Genomic DNA, 22411 nt, shown 5'->3' on the forward strand with positions numbered 1-22411 from the left:
ACCCGGCCCGCCAACCCGACCCGAAAGTTGCGAGCAGTGAACCGAGAGCTCCGATCGGCCGCTGGGGGCGGCAGCGACCGGCCGCGCCTCGGCCCCTTCGCTCGCGGCCGCAGCATCGCCGCCTCGGCGCTGGGCCTGTCGGTACTGGCCCGGCTGCTGTGGATGTTCCTGGCGCCCAATGGTTTGAACCTGGTCGATCTGCACGTCTACGTCTACGGCGCGGCCTCGCTGGGTACCGGCCATCTCTACGACTTCACCTACGCGGACAAGACGCCCGACTTTCCGCTGCCGTTCACCTATCCGACCTTCGCCGCGGTGGTGTTCTGGCCGTTGCACTTCCTGCCGTTCGGGCTCATCGCGGTGCTGTGGTTGCTGCTGATCGCGGCCGCGCTGTACGCGGTCGTGCGGATCAGCCTCGAGCTCCTGCTCGGCGACGCCGCGCGCGAGAGCCGCTGGCGCACCGCGGCCCTGGGCTGGACGGCTCTGGGCATGTGGCTCGAGCCGGTGCGTACCACCATCGACTACGGCCAGGTCAACGTGTTCCTGGTGCTGCTGGTGATGGTGGCGGTGCGCTCGTCGCGCTGGTGGTGGTCCGGCCTGCTCGTCGGGATCGCCGCGGGCATCAAGCTGACCCCGGCGGTCACCGGGCTGTACTTCCTGGCGCAGCGACGGTGGGCCGCCGCCGTCGCGACCGCGCTGGGTTTCGCCGCGACGATCGGCCTGAGCTTCGCACTCTCACCGGGCGAGACCCGCACCTATTTCGGCCCGCTCATCGGCGACGCCAATCGCATCGGCCCGGTCGGCTCGGTGTGGAATCAGTCGCTGCGCGGAGCGCTGAGTCGCATTCTGGGCCACGACGCGGGCGCGCCGTGGCAGCTGGCCGGGCATCGAATCCCGTTCGGGCCCTGGTGGATGCTGTGGGTGGCGGTCGTCGCGGTGCTGGCGATGCTGGCCTGGCGGTCGCTGCGGTCCGACGACCGGCTGGGGGCGCTGCTGGTGGTGCAGCTGTTCGGCCTGATGGCCTCGCCGATCTCCTGGTCACACCACTGGGTGTGGCTGCTGCCGCTGCTGCTCTGGCTGACCTACGGGCCGCTGCGCGAGGTCGCCGGCGCCCGGGTGATCGCCGCGTACTGGCTGGTGAACGCGCTGATCGGGGTGCCCTGGGTGCTCTCGTTCGCGCAGCCGACGATCTGGACGATCCCGCGACCGTGGTACCTGGCCTGGCTCGGTGCGGTGGACGCGATCGGGGTGCTGGGGTTCTTCGGCTGGGTGATCTGGGCACGCGTGCGCGCGGCCGATCCGGGGGATCGGTCTAGCTCTGCTGTGCCAGCTGATCGATCCGGCCTGCCAGCTCCATATCCAGCCGGGTGAGCCCGCCCGCGGAGTGCGTGGACAGCGTGAAGGTGACCCGGCGCCATCGAATGTCGATATCGGGATGGTGGTCGGCCTCCTCGGCCGCGACGGCCACGCGGCGCACCAGCTCGATCCCGGCCGGGAAGGTCGCGGCCTGGACGGTGCGGGTGATGGAGTCGCCGGCGCGCGTCCAGTCCGGCAGGCCCGTTAGGGCCGAGGTGATTTCGTCGTCGGTGAGCAGGGGTGTACTCATGTCCTCGTTCTACTCTCGTTGCCGCCGTTCCGGCAGGTTCCGATCGTTCCAACCCGGCTGAATCGGGAACCTCGTACCCATTTCGGTACTCTGTAGCTGGCCGCATGCCCGGTGAGTCGTCGATGGTTCCTTTTTCGGACCGCACCTGTCCTGCTAGCAACCTTCACAGACGAGGGTCGGCCACCCCATTACTTCAGCCAGGAGGATTCAACGTGTCGTCGGTCGAGTTTCGGAACGTGGCAATCGTTGCGCACGTTGACCACGGCAAGACGACGCTGGTCGACGCCATGCTCAAGCAGTCCGGGGCCCTGGCCCAGCGCGGCGAGGACGTCGACCGCGTCATGGACTCCAACGATCTCGAGCGCGAGAAGGGCATCACCATTCTCGCCAAGAACACCGCCGTGCACCGGCATCACGCCGACGGCAGCGTGACCGTGATCAACGTGATCGACACCCCCGGCCACGCCGACTTCGGCGGTGAGGTCGAGCGCGGCCTGTCCATGGTCGACGGCGTCGTGCTGCTGGTCGACGCGTCCGAGGGCCCGCTGCCCCAGACCCGGTTCGTGCTGCGCAAGGCCCTGGCCGCGTCGCTGCCGGTGATCCTGGTGGTCAACAAGACCGACCGCCCCGATGCCCGCATCGAGGAGGTCGTCGAGGAGAGCCACGACCTGCTGCTCGACCTGGCCTCCGACCTGGACGACGAGGCCTCCGAGGCCGCCGAGCTCGCCCTGGACCTGCCGGTGCTCTATGCGTCGGGCCGCGCCGGTGTGGCATCCACCACTCGCCCGGAGAACGGCAACGTGCCGGATGCGGAGAACCTCGACGAGCTCTTCGACGTCCTGCTGAAGTACGTGCCCGCGCCCAAGGGTGATGCCACTGCCCCGCTGCAGGCCCACGTCACGAACCTCGACGCCTCCCCGTTCCTCGGCCGTATCGGCCTGGTCCGCATCCACAACGGCACCCTGCGCAAGGGTCAGAACGTGGCCTGGATGCACGGCGAGGGCGTCAAGTCCGTCAAGATCACCGAGCTGCTGCAGACCGTCGGTGTCGAGCGCACTCCCGCCGAGGAGGCCGTCGCGGGCGACATCGTCGCCATCGCGGGCATCGCGGACATCATGATCGGCGACACGTTGGCCGACCTCGAGAACCCGGTGGCGCTGCCGCGCATCACCGTCGACGAGCCCGCCATCTCGGTGACCATCGGCACCAACACCTCGCCGCTGGTCGGCCGGGTGCAGGGCCACAAGCTCACCGCCCGCATGGTCAAGGCGCGCCTGGACACCGAGCTGGTCGGCAACGTCTCGCTGCGCGTGCTGGACATCGGCCGCCCCGACGCCTGGGAGGTGCAGGGCCGCGGCGAGCTGGCGCTGGCCATCCTGGTCGAGCAGATGCGCCGCGAGGGCTTCGAGCTGACCGTCGGCAAGCCGCAGGTGGTCACCAAGCAGGTCGACGGCAAGGTGCACGAGCCCTTCGAGGAGCTGACCATCGACTGCCCGCAGGAGTACCTGGGTGCGGTCACCCAGCTGCTGGCCGCCCGCAAGGGCAAGATGGTGCAGATGAACAACCACTCCGCGGAGTGGGTGCGCATGGAGTTCATTGTTCCCTCGCGCGGCCTCATCGGCTTCCGCACCGACTTCCTCACCGAGACCCGCGGCACCGGCATCGCCAACGCCGTCTTCGACGGTTACGCGCCGTGGGCCGGTGAGATCCGCGCCCGCCACACCGGCTCGCTGGTGTCCGACCGCGCCGGTTCGGTGACCCCGTTCGCGATGATCCAGCTCGCCGACCGCGGCCAGTTCTTCGTCGAGCCCGGCGCGGACACCTACGAGGGCCACGTCGTGGGCATCAACCCGCGTGCGGAGGACCTGGACATCAACGTCACGCGCGAGAAGAAGCTGACCAATATGCGCTCGGCCACCGCCGATGTGTTCGAGACCCTGGCCAAGCCGCTGCAGCTGGATCTCGAAGGGGCGATGGAGTTCTGCGCCGCCGACGAGTGCGTGGAGGTCACTCCCCAGATCGTCCGGGTGCGCAAGGTGATCCTCGGCGCCACCGAGCGCGGGCGCGAGGCTTCGCGGCGCAAGGCCCGCGACCGGGCCGCGCAGAACGCGTAGTTCCGACCTGTAGAGTGCCCGTCGTGATGTCGGGGGCTAGAACGCGCGCGACGCGGCGCACCACGGTGCTGCTGCGTGCGCTGGTGTTGATGCTGGCGACGTCGGTGTCTCTGCTGTCCGGTTGCACGGCGAATCCGCCGCCGCCGATCGAGAGCACCGACAGTCCCAAGACTCTGCCCGCCACGCCGACCAGGAGCACGGTGGTGGTGGCGGTGGACGACATCGGTATCGGCTTCAATCCGCACCTGCGGTCGAACCAGTCGCCGGCCACGAATGCCGTTGCCTCGATGGTGTTTCCGAGCCCCTTCCGGCCGGTGCCCTCGACGGCGGTGCCCGGGGCCACCGACTGGGTGCCGGACAAGGCGCTGATGGTGTCGGCCGATGTCACCGCGCAGGAGCCGTTCACGATCACCTACAAGATCCAGGATCAGGCCTCGTGGTCGGACGGTGCGCCGATCGCCGCGGAGGACTTCCGCTACCTGTGGCAGCAGATGACGATCGATCCCGGGGTGGTGGACCCGGCAGGCTATCGGATGATCACCGATGTCGGCTCCTCGCAGGGCGGCAAGACGGTGACGGTCACGATGAACGGCCCGTACCCGGCGTGGCGGTCGCTGTTCACCGATCTGCTGCCCTCGCATCTGCTCAAGGATGCGCCCGGTGGATTCGAGCGGGCACTGACCCTGGACCGCGGCCTGATCGACCAGAATCCGATCTCCGGCGGGCAGTTCCGGGTCAAGCAGGCCGACGCCGGACGCCAGGAGATTCTGCTCGAGCGCAACGACCGCTATTGGGGCACACCGGCGGTGCCGGATCAGATCCTGTTGCGGCGCGGCGGTACCACCGCCGAGGCCGCCGAGTCGCTTCGGGCCGGCGACGCGCAGATGGCGCTGGTGCACGGCAGCGCGGCGACGCAGGCCCAGCTCGCCGCGGTGCCGTCGGTGCGCACGGGGATCGCGCCGCAGGCGCGGGTGATGCAGCTGGCGCTCAACGGCCGCTCCGGGGATCTGAGCGATGTGCGGGTCCGCCGCGCGGTGCTGGCGCTGCTGGATCCGAACCTGCTGGCCTCGGTCGGCGCGCAGACCGGCGGCTGGGTGGATCCCGCTCGCGCACAGGTGCTTTCGCCGTCCGATCCCGGATACGTACCGACCGAGCCGGCGCGGATGACGCCCGACCAGGCGTTCGGGTTGCTGGCCGAGGCGGGTTTTGCGCGGGCACCGGAGACCCCGCCGAGCAATTCCACGACCTCCCCGGCGCCGCAGCCGCGCCAGCTCGCGAAGAACGGCAAGACACTGACCATCCACATCGGCGCGGTCGACAAGGACACCACGACCCTCGCCGTCGCCAATACCGCGGCCGACCAATTGCGCAGCGCCGGAATCGATGCCACCGTCACCAACCTGCCCGCCGAGGAGCTCTACGGCAAGGATCTGCTGGACGGCACGGTCGACGCGATCGTCGGCTGGGAGCAGTCGGGCGGGGATCCGGCCACCGTGCTGGCCTCGCGCTACGGCTGCCCGCCGGTGACGCCGCCCGGGCAGATCGACACCACCCAGAGCGAGGCGATCCGCAAGGCGCCCAGCAACGTTGCCGGGGTCTGTGATCCGGCGCTGCAGGCCCAGATCGATGCGGCGCTGCGCGGCGCGGACGTGCCCAAGGCGATCGGCGATGCCGAACCGCGGCTGTGGGACCTGGCCACCGTGCTGCCGATCGTGCAGGACAACGGGGTCGCCGCGGCCGGACCGCACATGGACGGCGTCTCGTTGACCGGCGCGATTCAGGTGGGGATCTTCGGCGGCGCGGCGAACTGGCGGCGGTTGTCGTAGTGAGCGAGCGACGCGGAGGACATAGCGGTGGGCTGCTGCTGGTTCATGCCCATCCGGACGACGAGAGCATCACGACCGGCGGCACCATCGCGCACTACCGCCGCCGCGGCATTCCGGTGACTGTGGTGACCTGCACCCTCGGCGAGGAGGGGGAGGTCATCGGCGATGAATGGGCCGCGCTGGTCAGCTCCGCGGCCGATCAGCTCGGCGGCTATCGGATCGGCGAATTGTCCAGGGCGCTGGCCGAATTGGGCGCCGGTCCGCCGCGATTCCTGGGCGGTGCGGGGCGCTGGCGCGACTCCGGGATGGCGGGCACTACCGCCGCACCGCAGGAGGTCGACGCGCTGCATCCGCGCGCCTTCGTGAAATCCGGCGACGCCGCGGTCGACGCGCTGGTGGAGATCCTGCTCGAGGTTCGACCCGCCGTGGTGATCTGCTACGACCCGCACGGCGGATACGGACATCCGGATCACCTTCGGGCACACCGGATCACGATGGATGCGGTGGATCGCGCGGCCGAGATCGGCTGGGACGTACCGAAACTGTACTGGACCGTCACCGACGCCACCGTGCTGCGCCTGCACACCGAGGCCCTGGCCCGGCGCACCGTCGACCGGTTGCCCGGCGCGCTGCCCGCGGGCTGGCAACTGCCCGCCGAGGGCGAATTGGCCTGTGTGCCCAGCGAATCGGTCACCGCCACGGTGGATGTCTCCGACGTGCTCGCCGCCAAGCGGGCCGCGCTGCGCGCCCACGCGACCCAGGTGAGCGTGGCGCCCTCGGGCCGGGAATTCGCCCTGTCGAACGATATCGCCCAGCCGATCCTGCCCGAGGAGCACTACATCCTGGTGCGCGGCGTGCCGGGGGTGCGGGGGCCGGACGGGCGCGAGCACGACCTGTTCTCGGGACTGGCGGTTCCCGGCGACCTCGTAACCCGCTGAGCGCCGCGAGCTTTCGGTAAGCTACGGCGACGGGCGTCGTCGTCGGGGCTCCAGCACGGCGGTGGACCTGATGCGCTCTTGATCTCGTCGTGAGCCGGGGAATCTAGCGTGGCGAGGTATGTACTCGGCGAGGAAGATTCGATTGCGCCGATCTCACCGTGCCGCCGCATTCGCCGCGGCGATGGTCGTGATCGGTGTCGGCGCCTGGGGCCCTTCCCATTCCGGCGCCACACCGGCTGCGGCGGTGTCGTGTGCCAGGCCGGGGCATTCCGTCGGCGGGGTCCGCTCGCTTCTCGAAAGTGCGCTGCGTCACGGGCGAATTGCGCCGGTTACGCTGCGCGGATGCTGAGATTCACGGTGCTGGGTGAGTTGCGCGCGCGGTCCGCGGACACCGAGCTGGAGCTCGGCCCGCCGCAACGGCGGGCGGTGCTGGCCGCACTGCTGTTGCATGCCGGACGAACCGCGACGGTGGAGCAGCTGGTGGATGCGGTGTGGGGTGACGAGCCGACCGCTTCGGCCGTGGGTGCGCTGCGCAACCACGTCGCGCTGCTGCGCCGCGTGGGTCCGGCCGAACTGCTGACCAGCACCGCGGGCGGCTACCGGCTGCGTGCGCCGCTCGGCGCGGTGGATGTGGAGCTCGCCTACGAGCACCTCGCCGCCGCGGAGGCACACGCCCGCGATCCGGAGGCGGCTCGGTGCGAATTGTCTGCGGCACTGCGGTTGTGGACCGGTACGCCGCTGTCCGGGGTGCCCGGCCCGTTCGCGGCCGGCCAGCGCGGGCGGTTCATCGAGCTGCGGCTGGCGGTCCTGGAGAAACGGCTGGCGGCGGACATGGCGCTGGGCCGGCACCTGGAGATCCTGCCCGAGCTGTCCGAGTTGGTCGCGGAGTATCCGCACCGGGAGCGGTTCCGGGTGCTGCATATCGAGGCGCTGCATCGGGCCGGGCGCCGAGCCGAGGGGTTGGAAGCATACGCCGCGACCAGGCGGCTGCTGGTCGACGAACTGGGGCTCGAGCCAGGTGAACGACTCCGCGCGTTACACGCCGGCATCCTGCGCGGCCAGGGGCCCGCCTCGGCGTCCGGGGAGGCCGTCGTTCCGGCGCAGCTGCCCGCCGACATCGGTCGCTTCGTGGGACGTGCCGGCCCGGTGGCGGAGATTACCGGCCATCTGATCGGGGACCCCGGTGCCGGTGCACCCGTCGCGGTGATCAGCGGCATGGGCGGCATTGGCAAGAGTGCCGTGGCGGTGCGGGTCGCCCACGCGGTCCGCGAGCACTTCACCGACGGGCAGCTCTATGTCGACCTGCGGGGCGATTCGTCACTACCGGCCGACCCGGCCGAGGTGCTGGGCGATCTGCTGCGGGCGCTGGGCGAGGTCGAGGGACAGATTCCGGCCGCCGCGGTGCAGCGCGCGGCGCGATTGCGCGGGCGGCTGGCGGGCCGGCGGGTACTGCTGGTCCTGGACAACGCCCGCGACGCCGCACAGGTGGCGCCGCTCGTGCCGGACACTCCCGGCAGCGCCGTACTGATCACCAGCCGGTCGGCGATGGTCGATGTGCCCGGCGCGCGGCTGACCAGGCTGGCGATGATGACGGTCGCGGAGGCCCGTGAGCTGTTCACCGTGCTGGTCGGCGAGCGGCGCGTCGCCGCCGAGCCGGCCGCGGCCGACCGGCTGGTGGAGGCGAGCGGGCAGCATCCGCTCGCGCTGCGCATCCTCGGCGCTCGGCTCGCCGCGCGGCCGGCCTGGCTGCTGGCCGACATCGTCGACAGGCTCGCGGACGAGCGGCGCGTCCTGTCCGAGCTGCGCACCGGTGAGATGGCGATCGATACCTGCTTCCGGATGAGTTACGACCAATTGGATCCCGCTCAGGCCACCGCGCTCGGCCTGCTGGCGGTGCCCGACGTCGGCGAGGTGTCGATTCCGGCGGCCGCGGCGATCCTGGGATGCGGTCCGGTCGAGGCGGAACGGCTGTGCCGGTCGCTGGTCGATCTGAGTCTGCTGGAGAGCTGGCACCCCGGCCGATACCGCCTGCACGATCTCACCCGACTGTTCGGCCGGCGTCGTGCGGACGCCGGCGACGTCGAACCCATCCGGCGGGTGCTCGACTTCTATCTCGCCGCGGTGCTCGAGCTGATCCGGGCCGCACAGCCGACATCGCGGCTGCGCGAGTATGTGGCCCGGCCGCATGCCGCCGACCGGGCACTGCCGGACGTCACGGCCGCCTACCGGTGGCTCAATGCCGAGCATCCGAACATCATCCGCATCTATCGGCAGATCGCCGCCGCGCCGACGCGCGAAACGATCGAGCTGGCAGCGGATTTGGCGTGGGCCATGGCCGAGTTGATCGACAACGGGCCGTATTCGCAGGAATTGGCCGCGGCGTTGCGTGCACTGCTCGATGGCGCCGTTGCCGTGGGACATCGGCGCGGGGAACTGCGGATCCGTGCCGCCCTGGGTGCGGTGCTCGTCTTCGGGATCGGGCACGTGTCCGAGGCGCTGGGGCAGTTGCGGCAGGTGCTGGACGGCGGGGGAGACGATGCCCGGCTCGCGGGCTTCGCCGCATCGGTGGCCACGTTCTGCAGCACCGGCGAGCCCCAGGCCACGATCGAGTACTTCGAGCTGGCCCGCAGGCTGGCCGAGCAGGTCGGCGACCAGGGCCTGTCCGCATATGTGCACTGCAGTGCGGCCAAGGTGCTGGGCGACGCCGGCCGCTACGACGACGCCGCGGCCAGCGCCGAGGAGGGCACCCGGCTCGCCCACGCCATCGGGCACCGGGCCACGGAGGCGACCGGGTACCACGAGCGGGCCGCCATCGCCTCGTTCCAGGGCGAGCACGAGCGCGCGCTGGAACTGTGCGAGCGCGCGGTGTCGCTGGCACGCGAATGCGGCACCCGGGTCAACGAGGCCTGGGCGCTGGGCAGGCTCGCGCAGGTGCATCTGCTTGCGGGCCGGTTGGCGGCTGCGGAGGAGGCGGCCGCCATGGCCGCGCGGCTGCAGGCGGAGACCGCCGGTCCGATGCCCTATGGAAAGTTGTTGGTGCTCTTGGGCATTATTCGAAACGCCGCCGGCAAGGCGGATGCCGCGCAGCAGGTGTTCCGGGAGGCCGCGCGGATCTACACGCTGCTGCCTGGCGTGGACGGCAACCGGCAGCGTGTCGATGAGAATCTCGAGGCGCCGATCGCGATGATCCTGAGCGGTTATATCGACGAGGTGCTGGCCGAGCAGGCCTGAGCGAGGGTGGCGGGGTCCAGGTCGTCCCGTTCGTCCGGGGCGAGCGTCAGGGCGAAGGCGCGCATCAGGTCGTGGTAGCGAAACCGGCCGCGCTGCCAGGACTGCAACATGCCGGAATCGACCAGTGATTCACACAGGTCCTCCGCCGCGGCGGGGCTCACCCGCAGTACCGCGGCGGCGACCTCCGAGGTGATGTCCGGAATCTCCAGGTGTGCGCACAGCCGGAACAGTCGCCGTTCCCGTTCGGGCAGTTCGTCGTAGCCCGCCCGGAACAGCGTGTCGACCGCTCGCCCGCCGGCGCGGAGCCGGGCTAGGCCGTCGCGTCCGGTCAGCTCGGCGACCTGCGCGGCGAGGGTTCGGGTGGGCCGGGCGGCGATGCGGGTGGCGGCGATATGAATTGCCAGGGGCAGATGTCCGCAGCGCGCAACGAGATTCGCGCACGCCCCCGGCTCCGCCTGGACCCTGGCCGGGCCGACGACGCGCCGAACCAGCTCGGTGGCCTCCGCGTCGTCGAACATCGGCAGGTGGTGCACGCGACCACCTGCGCACGTGTCGATCGGCCGCCGGGCGGTGAGGATCGTCGCGCATCCGGCGGCGCCGGGCAACAGCGGCGACACCTGGCCGGCGTCGAGGGCATTGTCGAGGATGATCAGCACGCGGCGTCCACTGAGCACCGATCGGTACAGCGCGGTCCGTTCTTCCGGACCGTCCGGGATCTGCGCGTCCGGAACGCCCAGTGCCCGAAGGAATTCGCCGAGCACCGCCGCGGCGGCCCGCGGCCGCATGCCGCCGGAACCGTGCAGATCCGCGAAGAGCCGGCCGTCCGGGAATCGGTCCGCCAGCAGGTGCCCGATCCGGACCGCGACCATGGTCTTGCCCACGCCGCCCATGCCGGTGATGGTCTCGACCACCGTGCCGGTCGCGCGGTCGATGTTGTCGATGATCGCGGTCAGAACCGCTGTGCGGCCTGTGAAATCGCCGTCGTCGGCGGGGAGTTGTGCCGCGGACGGGAGTTCGGGCGCCGGATCGTCGGCCAGGATGCTTCGATGCACCGCGGTCAGGCCGGGGCCCGGCTCCACCCCGAACTCGTCGGTCAGCCCGCGGTGGACCTTCCGGTACAACTCGAGCGCCTCGGCGCGGCGGCCCGCACGATGCAGGGCCGTCATCAGCAGCGCGGGTAACCGCTCGTCGTGCGGATTGTCCTGGACCAGGGGGCCCAGTTCGACTATCGCGCGCAGCGGATCGCCTCGCTCCAGCTCGACCTCCAGGGCGATCGACTGGAGCGCGAGGTGGATCTCGCGCAACCTGACGCGCTCGGTCGCGGCCCACCCGCCCGGCACGCCCTCGAGCGGGGCGCCGCGCCACAGGTCCAGCGCCGTGCGGGCGACACGGTCGGCGTCCCCCCGGTGCGGGCCCGCGCACAACGCCGCGGCCTCGGCGTGCGCCTCGGTGAATCGGTCGATATCGAGATCGATGCCGCCGGACAACCGATAGCCCTCGGCCACCGACTCGATCGCCACCTCGCCCGCCGCCAGCCGGCGCAGCACCGAGACGTAGTTGCGCAGCGCCGGCACGGCGGATGCGGGCCGATCCTCGCCCCAGACGGCGGCCAGCAGGTCCACGATCGTCACGATCCGTCCGTGCCGGGCAGCCAGGATCGCCAGCACCGCAGCCGGTTTGGGTGGCAGACCGGAAATCTCCTGTGGCCCCGCCCATATCCGGATCGGACCCAGCAACGACACGCGCAACATAACCGGTCCACTTTACCGGCGCCGGCGGGGTCAGCAGGTCCGGGCGAATACCCGCACCAGGTCGTGGTAGCCGTAGCGGATGTGGCCGGTGGATTCGAGCAAACCGAAGTCGACCAGTTCCTCACACAGTCGTTCGACATGAAAGCGGGGCCGGTCGAGCACCGCCGCCGCGGCCGTGGGCGAGAGGTAGTTGTCGTCGGTGTCGGCGAGCAGCCGGAACGCGCGGATCTGTTCGAGGCTGAGGCAGTCGAGACTGCGCCGGAAGGTCTGGTCCAGCGCCATCTCCGTGGTGCGGAAGTGGTCGAGGCGGTGGCGTTCGGCCGTCATGCGCTCCGCCTCGGCGCCGAGGGACCACCGCGGCCGGGTGGCGATCCGCCCGGCGACGATTCGAATGGCAAGCGGCAGCAGGCCGCACAGCTCGACGATCCGATGGACCGCGGTGGTCTCGCGCGCGACGCGCTCGGGACCCACGATCCGGCCGAACAGCGCCACCGCCTCGTCCGGTTCGAACAGGTCCAGCCGAAACGACTGCGCACCAGGCAGTGTGGTCATCGGCCGCCGACCGGTGATGATCACCGCGCAGTCCGCATTGCCCGGCAGCAGCAGGGCGCACTGATCGGCATCGGCGGCATTGTCGAGCACGACCAGGACCCGCCGACCGGACAGCACCGAGCGGAACAGCGCCGCCCGGGCCGCAGTGTCGGCGGGCACCTCGGGCTCGGGCACTCCCAGTGCGCGCAGGAAGTGAGCCAGCGCCGCCTGCGGGGTGGTGTCGCGCAGATCGGCAAACAGCTGACCGTCGGGAAAGTGTTGTCGCACACGGTGTGCCACGTGCAGGGCCAGTGTGGTCTTGCCGATTCCGCCCATTCCGTAGAGCGCGGCCACCGGGGTCGCGCCCGCGGGCCGGTCGGTCGTCATCGCGCACAGCTGCCCGACGAGCGTCTCGCGGCCGGTGAAATCCGCTGTGTCCGGGGGCAATTGAGCGGGTGGGCGGGCCTGCGCGACCGCCGCGGGATCGGGCACGGTGTCGGTCAATATGCGCTGGTGCAGGTCGGTCAGCGCCTGGCTCGGCTCGAGGCCCAGTTCGATGAACTGCCGCCGGGTGTCGTGGAACACCCGCAGGGCGTCCACCCGGCGGCCCGCGCGGTGCAACGCGGTCATCAGCAGGCTGCGCGAGTGCTCGCTGTGCGGATCCAGCGCGACCAGCGTTTCCAGCTCGGCGACGGCGTGATCGATGCGGCCCCGGTCGAGATCGACCGAGATCGCGGTCAGGCGCATGGCCCGCCGGATGGCGCGCAGCCGGGCGCGTTCGGCCTCGGCCCACGGCCCGGGCACGCCGGTGAGCGGATCGCCGCGCCAGCGGCCCCCCGCCTGTCGCAGCGCCGCGTCGGCGGTGTCCAGATCGCCTGCGTGGTAAGCGGTCTCGGACTCCGCGCGCAGTCGTTCCATGACGCGGACGTCGAGGTCGACGGGCAGGGACGGGTCGATGCGATAGCCGCCGCCGCACGACTGCAGCACCGTGCCGCCGAGCAATCGGCGAATGGACCAGACGTAGTTGCGCAATGCGCCCAGGGCCGCGGGCGGTCGCTCCGGACCCCAGATGCCGTCCAGCAGTTCGGTGACCGACACTGTGCGGCCGTGTTCGGCGGCCAGCATCGCGAGCACGGCCTGTTGTTTCGGCGGCAGCGGGTCGATCTCGATCTCCCCGGCCCGGATCTCGACGATTCCGAGTACGGACACAGACAGCATGGCAAACCTCTTCACAAAAAACTCGCGCCCCATTACCGGCGGCGGCCTCCCGATTTCTCCGGCAGCTCATCAGAACGCGATAATTTTCCGATAAACGTTCGCTAATTCGGCCACCGCTCGGTCGTCGATTCGCGCCCCGGGCATCAATTCCGCATCATGCGCCGATCTGTGGGCGCTCCGACCAGCGGAAATGTCGAGATGTCGACATTGTTTCGAGGAAATCTGCGCCGTAGCTTAGCGGTGGTGCCGATAGTCGGCATTCCCAGAGAAAGCGAGAACATCATGCGCGTACCGCGTATTGCCGCCGCGTTCGTCCTGACGGCCGGTGCGGTGATCCTCGGAGCCTCCACCGCCGCGGCCGCTCCGGTCTTCAGCGCAGTCGACGAGCAGTACGTCGGGAACTACGGCTCCCAGCAGGGATGCAAGGCCGAGGGAGCCAACCTGCCGGCGCACCCGAGCTGGACCCACTACGTGTGCCGTCCGAAGCACGATGGCACCTACGATCTCTATCTGACCAACGAGGGGTGATCCCGAGATGACTTCTTCCCACCGTGCGGTCGCCTTCGGATTGCTGGTCGCGATCGGGTTGTTCGGTTCGTCGGCGTGCTCGGCGGCAAAACAGGCATGGAACAAGACCTCGGTGTGCTCGGACATCCAGACGGCGGACAAGGCCATGATGGATCAGTTCAACAGGTCCGATCTGGATTTCGATACCGCCAAGACCGCGTTGCAGAATTATCGCGACAAGCTGAAGGCGGCCGGAAACGGCGCCTCGGACCCGGCGTTCGCGTCCGCGGTGAATCAGTTGGCGAGCGATCTGGACAAGCCGGCGAGCGCCGAGAACGCGGCCGATATGTCGGATGCGATGAAGGACCAGACGCTGTCCAACCATGAGGACACCGTCTTCAAGTCCTGTGGTTTCCAGATCCAGCCGTAGCCGGAACCAGGCCGGGGACGAGTGCCTGTGCGCTACGCAGGCACTCGTCGGCCTCGGCGATTCGGCCGAGCCGGATCAGCGCCTCGCAGCGCGCGGCCAGCGCCCGGGCGTGAATGTATCTGGCGCGGCCGTTGCCGCAGGCGGTGATGGCCGCGTCGGCACAGTCGAGCGCGTCGCCCGGGCGGTTCGCGAGCAGGTGTGCCTCGGCCATGCGGCGGTTGGCGACCGCGATGTAGCGCGGCACGCCGCTGGCCTGTGCGATCGACAGCACCGCGGCGAAGTCGGCGAGGCCGCCGACGTCGTCCCCGCCGCGGCACCGGATCCATGCCGCCTCGGACCGGGCCCAGACAACCTGCCGCAGTGCGGAATTCCCGTAGCGCGAATCGGTGGCGGCCGCGGCGGCGGCCAACGCCTCGGTGTCGCGGGCCGATTCGGCGTAAGCGGTGGTCAGCAGCGCGTGAATGATCGTGGTCAGTGAGGCGCTGGAGAATTCGTGACACCAGTCCAGGGCCGTGCGGAATTCGCGGGCCGCGCGGTCGTACTGCTCCTCGTACAGCGAGGCCTGCCCGTAGAGGGTGTACACGGTAGCGGTCAGCCGGACGTTCTCGTGCGGGTCCAGGCCGTCCATCGCCTCGCGCAGCAGAATCCGGCCGCGGTCGGGCTGCCCGAGTTCGGCCACGAGAATCAGCCCGAGCGTGACCTTCGCCCGGCGGCAGGCCGCGGGCGCCGTACCCTCGGCGGCAGCTATGAATTCCCGCAGTGCCGCCTCGACATCGACGGTGACGTCGGAGGCGGCCAGCGAATGGGCCGCGCCCCAAGCGAGGTCGGCCGCCAGCAACTGGTGTGCCGGCGTGCCGCGTGCGGCGAGGCGGTAGAGGGCCACCAGATTCCGGCGCTCGGCGTCGAGGAAGCGTTCGGTCGCGGGAATGTCCGCGAACGCCACGCCGGTCGACCCGGTCGGGTGGGCCGGGACGACGCCACCCGGATTGCGCACGGCCAGCAGGTTTTTCATGCTCGCCAGATAGAAGTCGAGCAGCAATGCGAGCACATCTGTGTCGGCGTCGTCGCCGCGGCGGTCGCGGGCGAAGATCCGCATCAGGTCGTGGTAGTGGTAGCGACCGCGGCCACCGGTCTCCAGCAGGCCGCAATCGACGAGATCCTCGCAGAGCCGTTCGGCCTCGTCCTCGTCCCGGTCCAGGACCGCGGCGATGACCGGCAGCGAAAGCTCCGGAACCTCGGCGTGGGCGAGCATTCGGAAGGCGCGGGCGTGTTCGTCGTCCAGCTGTTCGTACCCGGACCGGAACGCCTGGTCCAGGGAAATATCGGGGGACTGGAAGTTGCTCAGGTCTGCTCGGTCGGACGCCAGTCGGTCGGCCTCGGACGTGAGGTCCCAGTGGGGCCGGGCCGCGATGCGGCCGGCGACGGTGCGGATCGCGAGGGGCAGCCGACCGCACAGTTCGACGATCCGGACGACCGCCTCGGGTGCGGCGGCGGCGCGCTCGGTACCAATGATGCGGGTGAACATGTCCACGGCTTCGTCCGGGGAGAGTAGGCCCAGCGCCGTGGCGGCCTCGCCCGCGGACGTGGTGATCGCGCGGCGCGCGGTGATCACCGTGGCGCAGCCGGCCGTGCCGGGCAGCAGGGGAGCGACCTGCCGGCTGTCGTGAGCGTTGTCGAGCAGCACCAGCACGCGGCGGTCGCTGAGTACCGAACGATACAGCGCCGAACGCGCGGAAAGTCCGCTGGGCACATCGCTTTCGGGAACACCCAGGGCCCGGAGAAACTCGCCGAGGACGACTGTCGGATCACTCGGATCGGGGTCGGCGCCGCGCAGGTCGACGAACAGCTGGCCGTCGGGGAACCGATCCTTGATGTGGTGGGCGACGCGCACGGCGAGGGTGGTCTTGCCGATCCCGCCCATACCCGCGATGGCGGTGATCGCCGTCGCCGAGGAACCGGCCATCTCGCCGGTCAGCTTGTCCATCAGGGCGGTGCGGCCGGTGAAATCGGCATTGGCCGGCGGCAACTGGGCGGGTAGCGGCACTCGGTCCCGGGCCGTTCGCGTCGGCGCCGGCGTCGGGTCGGCGAGCAGACGCGTATGGGCCGCAACCAATTCCGGTCCCGGATCCAGGCCCAGTTCCTCGGCGAGCAGCGTGCTGATCTGCCGGTACACCTCGAGCGCGGCGGCACGCCGGTCGCTGCGCTCGAGTGCGGTCATCATCAGCGCCCGGAGCGGTTCATCGAGTGGGTGTGCGGCGATCATGGCCTCGAGCTCGGTGATCGCGCCGTCGTAGTCGCCGCAGTCGATCATCAGCGTGACCGCCAGCTCCCGCAGGGTCTGCCGCAGCCGCCGTAAACGGCTGCGCTCCGCGGCCGCCCAGGGGCCGGGCAGTCCGGCCAGTGGCTCACCGCGCCAGCGTGCCAGCGTGGAGTGGACCAACCCGGATGCCTTCTCGGGGTCGCCGATTCGCCGGACGTCGTTCGCCTCGGCGAGCAACCGGCCCACCAGGTCGGTATCGATCTCGATGGGGGTATCGGGGCGCAGGCGGTAGTGGCCCGCACTGGATTCGAGCGCCGACGCGGCCGGGCCGAGTGCTTTGCGCAGTGCCGACACATAATTGCGCAGCGCCGCGAGCGCCGACGCGGGCCGCTGCTCGCCCCACACGCCGTCGATCAGGTCGGAGGTGGACAGTGTGTGGCCCGGGGCGAAGGCGAGCATTGCCAGCGTCGCCTGTTCCCGGCCCCGCAACGGCGGCGCCGTCGAGCCGTTCAGTTCGATCTGGAGCGGACCGAGCGCCGACAGCCTGATCCGCACAATCCCTCCCCGCAGGCTCACTGCTCATTCGCGGTGTTGACGCTAACATGCGTAGCGCTGTCACCGGGGCGTTCGCAGGCTAGGGTTATGAGCACTGCCGAGGCGCACGCGTGATGGGCAGCACGACGAGCCGGGCGACAGCCCTCCAACCATGGGATACGCATGTACAACTGGAGTCTGCAGGACGCGATCGCGGCGTTCGTCCAGAGTCAGAAGCCGAACTTCCAGGCGCAGCACGACATCTACCTGTCGGTGCTCTACGCGTTCGTGGACATGCAGAGTCACCTGCTGACCCTGCTCGGCTTCCCGCCGGTGCCGTGACCGCACCCGTGGTCGATCGCACCGGATCGCGGCCCGAGGCCCGCCCGCCCGGGTGGGCGCTGGCCGGCGGGCTGCTGGCGGGCGTGCTGGCCTTCGAGGGTCTGCTGAGTTTCGCCGTCGAGGTGCTGTACCTGCCGGCCTATCTCGGCTCGACGCCCTTTCCGATCAGCGCGGCCTTCGCGGCCGTGGGCAATGTGCTGCTGGTACTGGGTATGGGCACCGTCGTCTCCCGGCCCGCCGCGATGGCGCTGCCGGTGGTGGCCTGGCTGATCGGGTTCGTCGTCTGCCTGTCCGCCGGTCCGGGCGGGGACGTGATCCTCACCGACAGCTGGACCACTCCGTTGTTCCTGGCGTGCGGCGTCGTTCCCGCCGGGTGGGTGTTGTTCCGGCGCGCGTTTGTGTTGCCCGCCCGGGAGGCGGCGCGCAAGTCCAGCAAGAGCTGACCGGGGAGGTCATCGGGGACGAATGGGCCGCGCTGGTCCGCTCGACGGCCGATCAGCTCGGTGGTTATCGGATCGGCGAATTGGCCTGCGTGCCCAGCGAATCGGTCACCGCCACGGTGGATGTCTTCAGAACGATATCGCCCAGCCGATCCTGCCCGAGGAGCACTACATCCTGATGGCGGCATGCCCGTCCGTGGCATTGGCGTCGAGGTTTCTTCCGGTCGCCCACCGGCTGCCTCGGGTAGATCTGCTCGGCGTCAATAGTATGCATTGACAGATGATGTATCTATGTAGATGATATGCCTGCGCATACGAAGTCTCGGTTGGTTGCCGAGGATCGGCGTCGAGTGTGCCGCTGATGCGCGGTTGATCGATTGAGAAAGGACCCGATCGGTGGGTCATTACAAGAGCAATGTCCGTGACCTGGAGTTCAACCTCTTCGAGGTGCTCGGGGTGGATTCGGTCCTGGAACAAGGGGGCTACGGCGAGTTGGACGCGGTCGGCGTGCGCGACATGCTGCGGGAGGTCAAGCGTCTGGCCGAGGGGCCGCTGGGCGAATCGTACGCGGCGACAGATCGTCACCCGCCGACGTTCGATCCGCAGACTCATACCGTGAGCCTTCCTGAGCCGTTCAAGAAGGCCTTTCGGGCGCTGCAGGCCGGTGATTGGGCACTTGTCGGTGTCGCCGAGGAGCTCGGTGGCCAACCGGCGCCGCGGGCGGTGTCGTGGGCGCTGACCGAGATGATCGTCAGCGCTCAACCCGCCGCCCACCTGTACAACGCGGGGCCCGCGTTCGCGAACATCTTCTACAACAACGGCACCGATGAGCAGAAGAAGTGGGCTCGGAAGATCGCCGACCGCAACTGGGGCGCCACCATGGTGCTGACCGAGCCGGACGCCGGTTCCGACGTCGGCGCGGGTCGTACCAGGGCGATTCGGCAGGAGGACGGCTCCTGGCACATCGAGGGTGTCAAGCGCTTCATCACCTCGGGTGACTCCGACGACCTGTTCGAGAACATCATGCACCTGGTGCTGGCCCGACCCGAGGGCGCGGGCCCGGGCACCAAGGGGCTGTCGCTGTTCTACGTGCCCAAGTTCCACTTCGACTTCGACACCGACACCCTGGGTGAGCGCAACGGCGTGTTCGTCACCAATGTCGAACACAAGATGGGTTTGAAGGCCTCGGCCACGTGTGAACTCACCTTCGGTGGTCACGGCGTTCCGGCCCAGGGCTGGCTCGTCGGCGAGGTACACAACGGCATCGCGCAGATGTTCGACGTCATCGAGAATGCGCGAATGATGGTGGGCACCAAGGCCATCGGCACGCTGTCGACCGGCTACCTGAACGCGCTGCAGTACGCCAAGACCCGGGTGCAGGGCGCCGACCCGACCCGGATGACCGATGGTGACGCGCCGCGGGTGACCATCACGCATCATCCGGATGTCCGGCGCAGCTTGATGATGCAGAAGGCCTACGCGGAGGGTCTACGAGCGATCTACCTGTACACGGCTGCGCACCAGAATGATGATGTGGCCCAGTTGGTTTCGGGTGCCGACTCCGACATCGCGTTTCGCGTCAACGATCTGCTGCTGCCGATCGTCAAGGGTGTGGGCTCGGAGCGGGCGTACCAGTACCTGACCGATTCGCTGCAGATCTTCGGTGGCTCGGGCTTCCTGCAGGACTATCCGATCGAGCAGTACATCCGCGACGCGAAGATCGACTCGCTGTACGAGGGCACCACCGCGATCCAGGCGCAGGACTTCTTCTTCCGCAAGATCATTCGGGACAAGGGTGTGGCACTGCGGCATCTGACCAGTCGGATCACCGCGTTCCTCGACAGCGAGAACGCGCCGGACACGCTCGGGACGGAACGCGCGCTGTTGAAGACCGCCCTCGAGGACGTGCACGAGATGACGATGGCGATGAGCGGCTATATGGCCGGGGCCCAGCAGGATCCGCGGCAGTTGTACAAGATCGGTCTCGCCTCGGTGCGTTTCCTGCTGGCGGTGGGCGACCTGCTGATCGGTTGGCGGTTGCTGCACAACGCCGAGGTCGCGCTCGAGGCGCTGCGGCGCGGGGCCGGTGGTGCCGATCAGCCATTTTATGAAGGCAAGGTCGCGGCGGCATCGTTCTTCGCCAAGAACGTCCTGCCGAGCTTGACATCCACCAGGTCGATCCTGTGCGAGGTCTCGATCGATGTCATGGAGCTCGACGAGGCGGCGTTCTGATATGGGCAGCGCCGAGCGTGTTGTCCGACTGGTCGTCGGGCCTGCGCGGATGGTGTGGCGGCTGTGGAAGCGTCATCGTCGGTCGGGCGCGCCCCTGTCCGACCTGGTGATCAGCAGTCGATGGAAACCGGGGCCCGCGACCGGGGCCCCAGGCCCGTTCATGATCAGTGTCACGCAGTACACGCCGGGCCACCTGTCCGATGTTGTGGATATCTGGCGGGCGTCGGAGGCGCTGGGCGACCAGTTGGTCGAGATCGACGGCGCGGTCGGTGTGATGACGTACGCCCAACCCGGCCGCCGGCACGTCGGGTCGATCTCGATCTGGACCGACGACAAGGGCCTGGGGAAATTCATCGGACTGCCGTATCACATCGAGATCATGAACAAATACCGGCCGCGCGGCCTGCCGATCCGGTCGGCCAAGTGGTGGTCCGACGACGTTCGAATTTCCCAGGCACTGACCGAAAGCCTGCGCATGCTGGACGATCAGCCGGATCGCCGCCGGGTCAATCGGCCGAAAGCCCAGCCTTCGGCCACAGATGAATCCTGACGAGATCGGTACGGAAGAAAGAGCACCGGGCACATGGTGAGAACGGACATCAACGCGGGTTTCGGCGAGGTGCTGGGCCTCGAATACAGGGAAGTGACCGGCGATCGAGTGGCAGCCGAGTTCGTGCTCAACCCCACCTTGCATCAGCCCGACGGCATCGTGCACGGCGGTGTTTACTGTGCGGTGGTGGAGGCGTTGGCCAGCGTCGGCGGGTCCGAATGGTATGGCGACAAGGGACGAGTGGTCGGCGTGAACAACAGTACCGATTTCCTGCGTGCCATAGGCGACGGGATTCTCTACGGTGAGGCCCTGCCGGTGCATCGTGGCCGAAGCCAGCAGCTGTGGACAGTGACGATCACCGATGGCGAGGGCAGGCTCGTCGCCCGTGGCAGCGTTCGCCTGGCCAACCTCCATGCGGAAGATCGCTGACCACGGTGCGCGGCGGGAGCAGGATCAGTCGGCGGTCAGGCGCTTGGCCGCGGCGGCGATGCGCTCGTCGGTCGCGGTGAGGGCGATCCGGACGTGGTCGGTGCCGGTCGGGCCGTAGAAGTCGCCGGGGGCGGCCAGGATGCCGCACTCGGCCAGCCAATCCACGGTGACGCGCCCGTTCTCGCCGCGGGTGCACCACAGATACAGGCCCGCGACGGAATGATCGACGCGGAAACCCGCCTGCCGCAAGGCCTCTCGCAACACCTCGCGGCGGGCGCGGTAGCGCTCGCGCTGGGCGTCCTCGTGCGCGTCGTCGCTCAGCGCGGCGGTCATCGCGGACTGCACCGGGAACGGCATGATCATGCCGGCGTGCTTGCGCACCTCGAGCAACTCGCGCACCAGCGCCGGATCGCCGGTGACGAATCCGGCGCGGTAGCCGGCCAGATTCGAGGTCTTGGACAGCGAATGGATCGCCAGAAGGCCGGTGTGGTCGCCGTCGCACACCCGCGGATCCAGGATCGACACCGCGGGCTCGTCCCAGGCCAGGCCCAGGTAGCACTCGTCGGAGGCGACGATCGCGCCGCGTTCGCGGGCGAATTCCACCACCTTGCGCAGATGCTCGACCCCGAGCACCCTGCCCGTCGGATTGGACGGCGAATTCAGGAAGATCAGGGCCGGTGACTCCGGACCCAGCCGCGTGACCCCGTCCGCCCGCAGCGTTCGGGTGCCCGCCAGCAGCGCGCCCACTTCGTAGGTGGGATAGGCGATTTCGGGGATGACCACGAGATCCGCCGCGCCCAGGCCCAGCAGCCGTGGCAGCCCGGCGATCAGTTCCTTGGTGCCGATCGCGGGCAGCACCGCATCCGGCGCGATGTCCGTGACGCCGTACCGCCGCGCGAGCGCATCGACCGCCGCGGCGCGCAGCTGCGGGGTGCCGTGCGTGGCCGGATAGCCGGGCACGTCGGCGACCTCGGCCAGGGCCGCGCGGATCAGCGGATCGACGGGATCGACGGGGGTACCGACCGACAGGTCGACGATGCCGTCGGGATGGGCCGCTGCCCGCACTTTCGCCGAAGCGATGGTGTCCCAAGGGAAATCGGGCAGCAGACTGCTAACGGGGTGGCGCAACGGTGTTACTCGCTGGCCATCTGCGGCAGCGCGGCAATGAACGATGGGTCGAAATCGACCTTGCCGACCTTGGTGGCGCCGCCCGGCGACCCCAGATCGTCGAAGAAATCGACGTTCGCGTTGATGTACCCGCTCCACTGGTCCGGGGTGTCGTCCTCGTAGAAGATCGCCTCCACCGGGCACACCGGCTCACACGCACCACAGTCCACGCACTCGTCCGGATGGATGTACAGCATGCGACCGCCCTCGTAGATGCAGTCCACGGGGCATTCCTCGATGCACGCCTTGTCCTTCACGTCAACGCACGGTTCAGCGATGATGTACGGCACTGCCGCTCTCCTAGT

Annotated in this window: 18 protein-coding genes and 1 pseudogene; 13 read left to right on the forward strand and 6 right to left on the reverse strand. The window is 69.3% G+C overall.

The features are described from left to right. The first annotated feature begins 36 nt into the window (after positions 1 to 36). Entirely contained in the window at positions 37 to 1371 is a 1335-nt protein-coding gene (locus ABH933_RS13755; RefSeq protein ID WP_429422967.1) for a mannosyltransferase, read from the forward strand. Here the strand turns inward: ABH933_RS13755 and ABH933_RS13760 are convergent. Continuing rightward, a complete protein-coding gene (locus tag ABH933_RS13760; protein WP_429422965.1) occupies positions 1313 to 1606 on the reverse strand; it encodes a 4a-hydroxytetrahydrobiopterin dehydratase in 294 nt (97 codons plus the stop codon). The genes ABH933_RS13755 and ABH933_RS13760 overlap by 59 nt on opposite strands. A gap of 212 nt (positions 1607 to 1818) precedes the next feature. Here ABH933_RS13760 and typA point away from each other — a divergent pair, with 212 nt between their 5' ends. From typA to ABH933_RS13780, 4 genes are all read left to right on the forward strand, one after another. Beyond that, positions 1819 to 3720 (forward strand): translational GTPase TypA, encoded by a 1902-nt coding sequence (typA, locus tag ABH933_RS13765; protein WP_429422964.1) that lies wholly within the window; start codon positions 1819 to 1821, stop codon positions 3718 to 3720. 26 nt (positions 3721 to 3746) lie between these two features. Continuing rightward, the gene (locus ABH933_RS13770) at positions 3747 to 5546 is read left to right on the forward strand and encodes an ABC transporter family substrate-binding protein (protein ID WP_429423209.1); all 1800 of its coding nucleotides are present in this window, start codon (positions 3747 to 3749) and stop codon (positions 5544 to 5546) included. Beyond that, on the forward strand, positions 5546 to 6484 hold the full coding sequence (gene mshB / locus ABH933_RS13775; protein ID WP_429422962.1) for an N-acetyl-1-D-myo-inositol-2-amino-2-deoxy-alpha-D-glucopyranoside deacetylase: 939 nt from the start codon (positions 5546 to 5548) through the stop codon (positions 6482 to 6484). Before ABH933_RS13770 ends, mshB begins: the two co-directional genes overlap by 1 nt. Before the next feature lie 342 nt (positions 6485 to 6826). Further along, the gene (locus tag ABH933_RS13780; protein ID WP_429422960.1) at positions 6827 to 9715 is read left to right on the forward strand and encodes a BTAD domain-containing putative transcriptional regulator; all 2889 of its coding nucleotides are present in this window, start codon (positions 6827 to 6829) and stop codon (positions 9713 to 9715) included. Here ABH933_RS13780 and ABH933_RS13785 read toward each other — a convergent pair. Continuing rightward, entirely contained in the window at positions 9682 to 11457 is a 1776-nt protein-coding gene (locus tag ABH933_RS13785; protein ID WP_429455032.1) for a BTAD domain-containing putative transcriptional regulator, read from the reverse strand. The genes ABH933_RS13780 and ABH933_RS13785 overlap by 34 nt on opposite strands. A gap of 39 nt (positions 11458 to 11496) precedes the next feature. After that, on the reverse strand, positions 11497 to 13215 hold the full coding sequence (locus ABH933_RS13790; protein WP_429422956.1) for a BTAD domain-containing putative transcriptional regulator: 1719 nt from the start codon (positions 13213 to 13215) through the stop codon (positions 11497 to 11499). 282 nt (positions 13216 to 13497) lie between these two features. Between ABH933_RS13790 and ABH933_RS13795 the strand changes: the two genes are divergently transcribed. Beyond that, entirely contained in the window at positions 13498 to 13743 is a 246-nt protein-coding gene (locus ABH933_RS13795; protein ID WP_429422954.1) for a hypothetical protein, read from the forward strand. A 7-nt stretch (positions 13744 to 13750) separates the two neighbouring features. Next, positions 13751 to 14152: a hypothetical protein gene (locus tag ABH933_RS13800; RefSeq protein WP_429422953.1), complete on the forward strand. Its 402-nt coding sequence runs from the start codon at positions 13751 to 13753 to the stop codon at positions 14150 to 14152. Here the strand turns inward: ABH933_RS13800 and ABH933_RS13805 are convergent. Further along, positions 14121 to 16967, reverse strand: coding sequence for an AfsR/SARP family transcriptional regulator (locus ABH933_RS13805; RefSeq protein WP_429422951.1), 2847 nt, complete (start codon positions 16965 to 16967; stop codon positions 14121 to 14123). The two genes, ABH933_RS13800 and ABH933_RS13805, sit on opposite strands and share 32 nt — an antisense overlap. Before the next feature lie 162 nt (positions 16968 to 17129). Here ABH933_RS13805 and ABH933_RS13810 point away from each other — a divergent pair, with 162 nt between their 5' ends. The 6 genes and pseudogenes from ABH933_RS13810 to ABH933_RS13835 all read left to right on the forward strand — a co-directional run bounded on the left by ABH933_RS13810 (position 17130) and on the right by ABH933_RS13835 (position 20939). Further along, a complete protein-coding gene (locus tag ABH933_RS13810; protein WP_215918191.1) occupies positions 17130 to 17288 on the forward strand; it encodes a hypothetical protein in 159 nt (52 codons plus the stop codon). Beyond that, positions 17285 to 17731, forward strand: coding sequence for a hypothetical protein (locus tag ABH933_RS13815; RefSeq protein ID WP_429422949.1), 447 nt, complete (start codon positions 17285 to 17287; stop codon positions 17729 to 17731). Before ABH933_RS13810 ends, ABH933_RS13815 begins: the two co-directional genes overlap by 4 nt. 2 nt (positions 17732 to 17733) lie before the next feature. Continuing rightward, positions 17734 to 17814: pseudogene (locus ABH933_RS13820) on the forward strand (hypothetical protein); the annotation flags it as partial. Positions 17815 to 18124: 310 nt separating this feature from the next. Further along, entirely contained in the window at positions 18125 to 19960 is a 1836-nt protein-coding gene (locus ABH933_RS13825) for an acyl-CoA dehydrogenase (protein ID WP_429422947.1), read from the forward strand. A 160-nt stretch (positions 19961 to 20120) separates the two neighbouring features. Beyond that, on the forward strand, positions 20121 to 20510 hold the full coding sequence (locus ABH933_RS13830) for a hypothetical protein (protein ID WP_215918194.1): 390 nt from the start codon (positions 20121 to 20123) through the stop codon (positions 20508 to 20510). Between the two features lie 33 nt (positions 20511 to 20543). Then, positions 20544 to 20939, forward strand: a complete 396-nt coding sequence (locus ABH933_RS13835; protein ID WP_215918195.1) for a PaaI family thioesterase — start codon at positions 20544 to 20546, stop codon at positions 20937 to 20939. 24 nt (positions 20940 to 20963) lie between these two features. Here ABH933_RS13835 and dapC read toward each other — a convergent pair whose 3' ends face one another. Then, positions 20964 to 22067 carry a succinyldiaminopimelate transaminase gene (dapC, locus tag ABH933_RS13840; protein ID WP_429422945.1) on the reverse strand — a complete coding sequence of 368 codons (1104 nt, stop codon included), beginning with the start codon at positions 22065 to 22067 and terminating at the stop codon, positions 20964 to 20966. Positions 22068 to 22072: 5 nt separating this feature from the next. Next, a complete protein-coding gene (fdxA, locus tag ABH933_RS13845; protein ID WP_215918197.1) occupies positions 22073 to 22396 on the reverse strand; it encodes a ferredoxin in 324 nt (107 codons plus the stop codon). Positions 22397 to 22411 lie beyond the last annotated feature (15 nt).

It is taken from the genome of Nocardia sp. GP40, from assembly GCF_050434125.1.
In the GTDB taxonomy this organism is placed as follows: Bacteria; Actinomycetota; Actinomycetes; order Mycobacteriales; family Mycobacteriaceae; genus Nocardia; species Nocardia albiluteola.

Coding starts and splice junctions, on each gene's coding strand:
- ABH933_RS13800 (WP_429422953.1), top strand. CDS start 13,751: ATGACTTCTTCCCACCGTGCGGTCGCCTTCGGATTGCTGGTCGCGATC.
- ABH933_RS13760 (WP_429422965.1), bottom strand. CDS start 1,606: ATGAGTACACCCCTGCTCACCGACGACGAAATCACCTCGGCCCTAACG.
- ABH933_RS13835 (WP_215918195.1), top strand. CDS start 20,544: ATGGTGAGAACGGACATCAACGCGGGTTTCGGCGAGGTGCTGGGCCTC.
- ABH933_RS13810 (WP_215918191.1), top strand. CDS start 17,130: ATGTACAACTGGAGTCTGCAGGACGCGATCGCGGCGTTCGTCCAGAGT.
- ABH933_RS13795 (WP_429422954.1), top strand. CDS start 13,498: ATGCGCGTACCGCGTATTGCCGCCGCGTTCGTCCTGACGGCCGGTGCG.
- ABH933_RS13830 (WP_215918194.1), top strand. CDS start 20,121: ATGATCAGTGTCACGCAGTACACGCCGGGCCACCTGTCCGATGTTGTG.
- ABH933_RS13770 (WP_429423209.1), top strand. CDS start 3,747: ATGTCGGGGGCTAGAACGCGCGCGACGCGGCGCACCACGGTGCTGCTG.
- ABH933_RS13780 (WP_429422960.1), top strand. CDS start 6,827: ATGCTGAGATTCACGGTGCTGGGTGAGTTGCGCGCGCGGTCCGCGGAC.
- ABH933_RS13790 (WP_429422956.1), bottom strand. CDS start 13,215: ATGCTGTCTGTGTCCGTACTCGGAATCGTCGAGATCCGGGCCGGGGAG.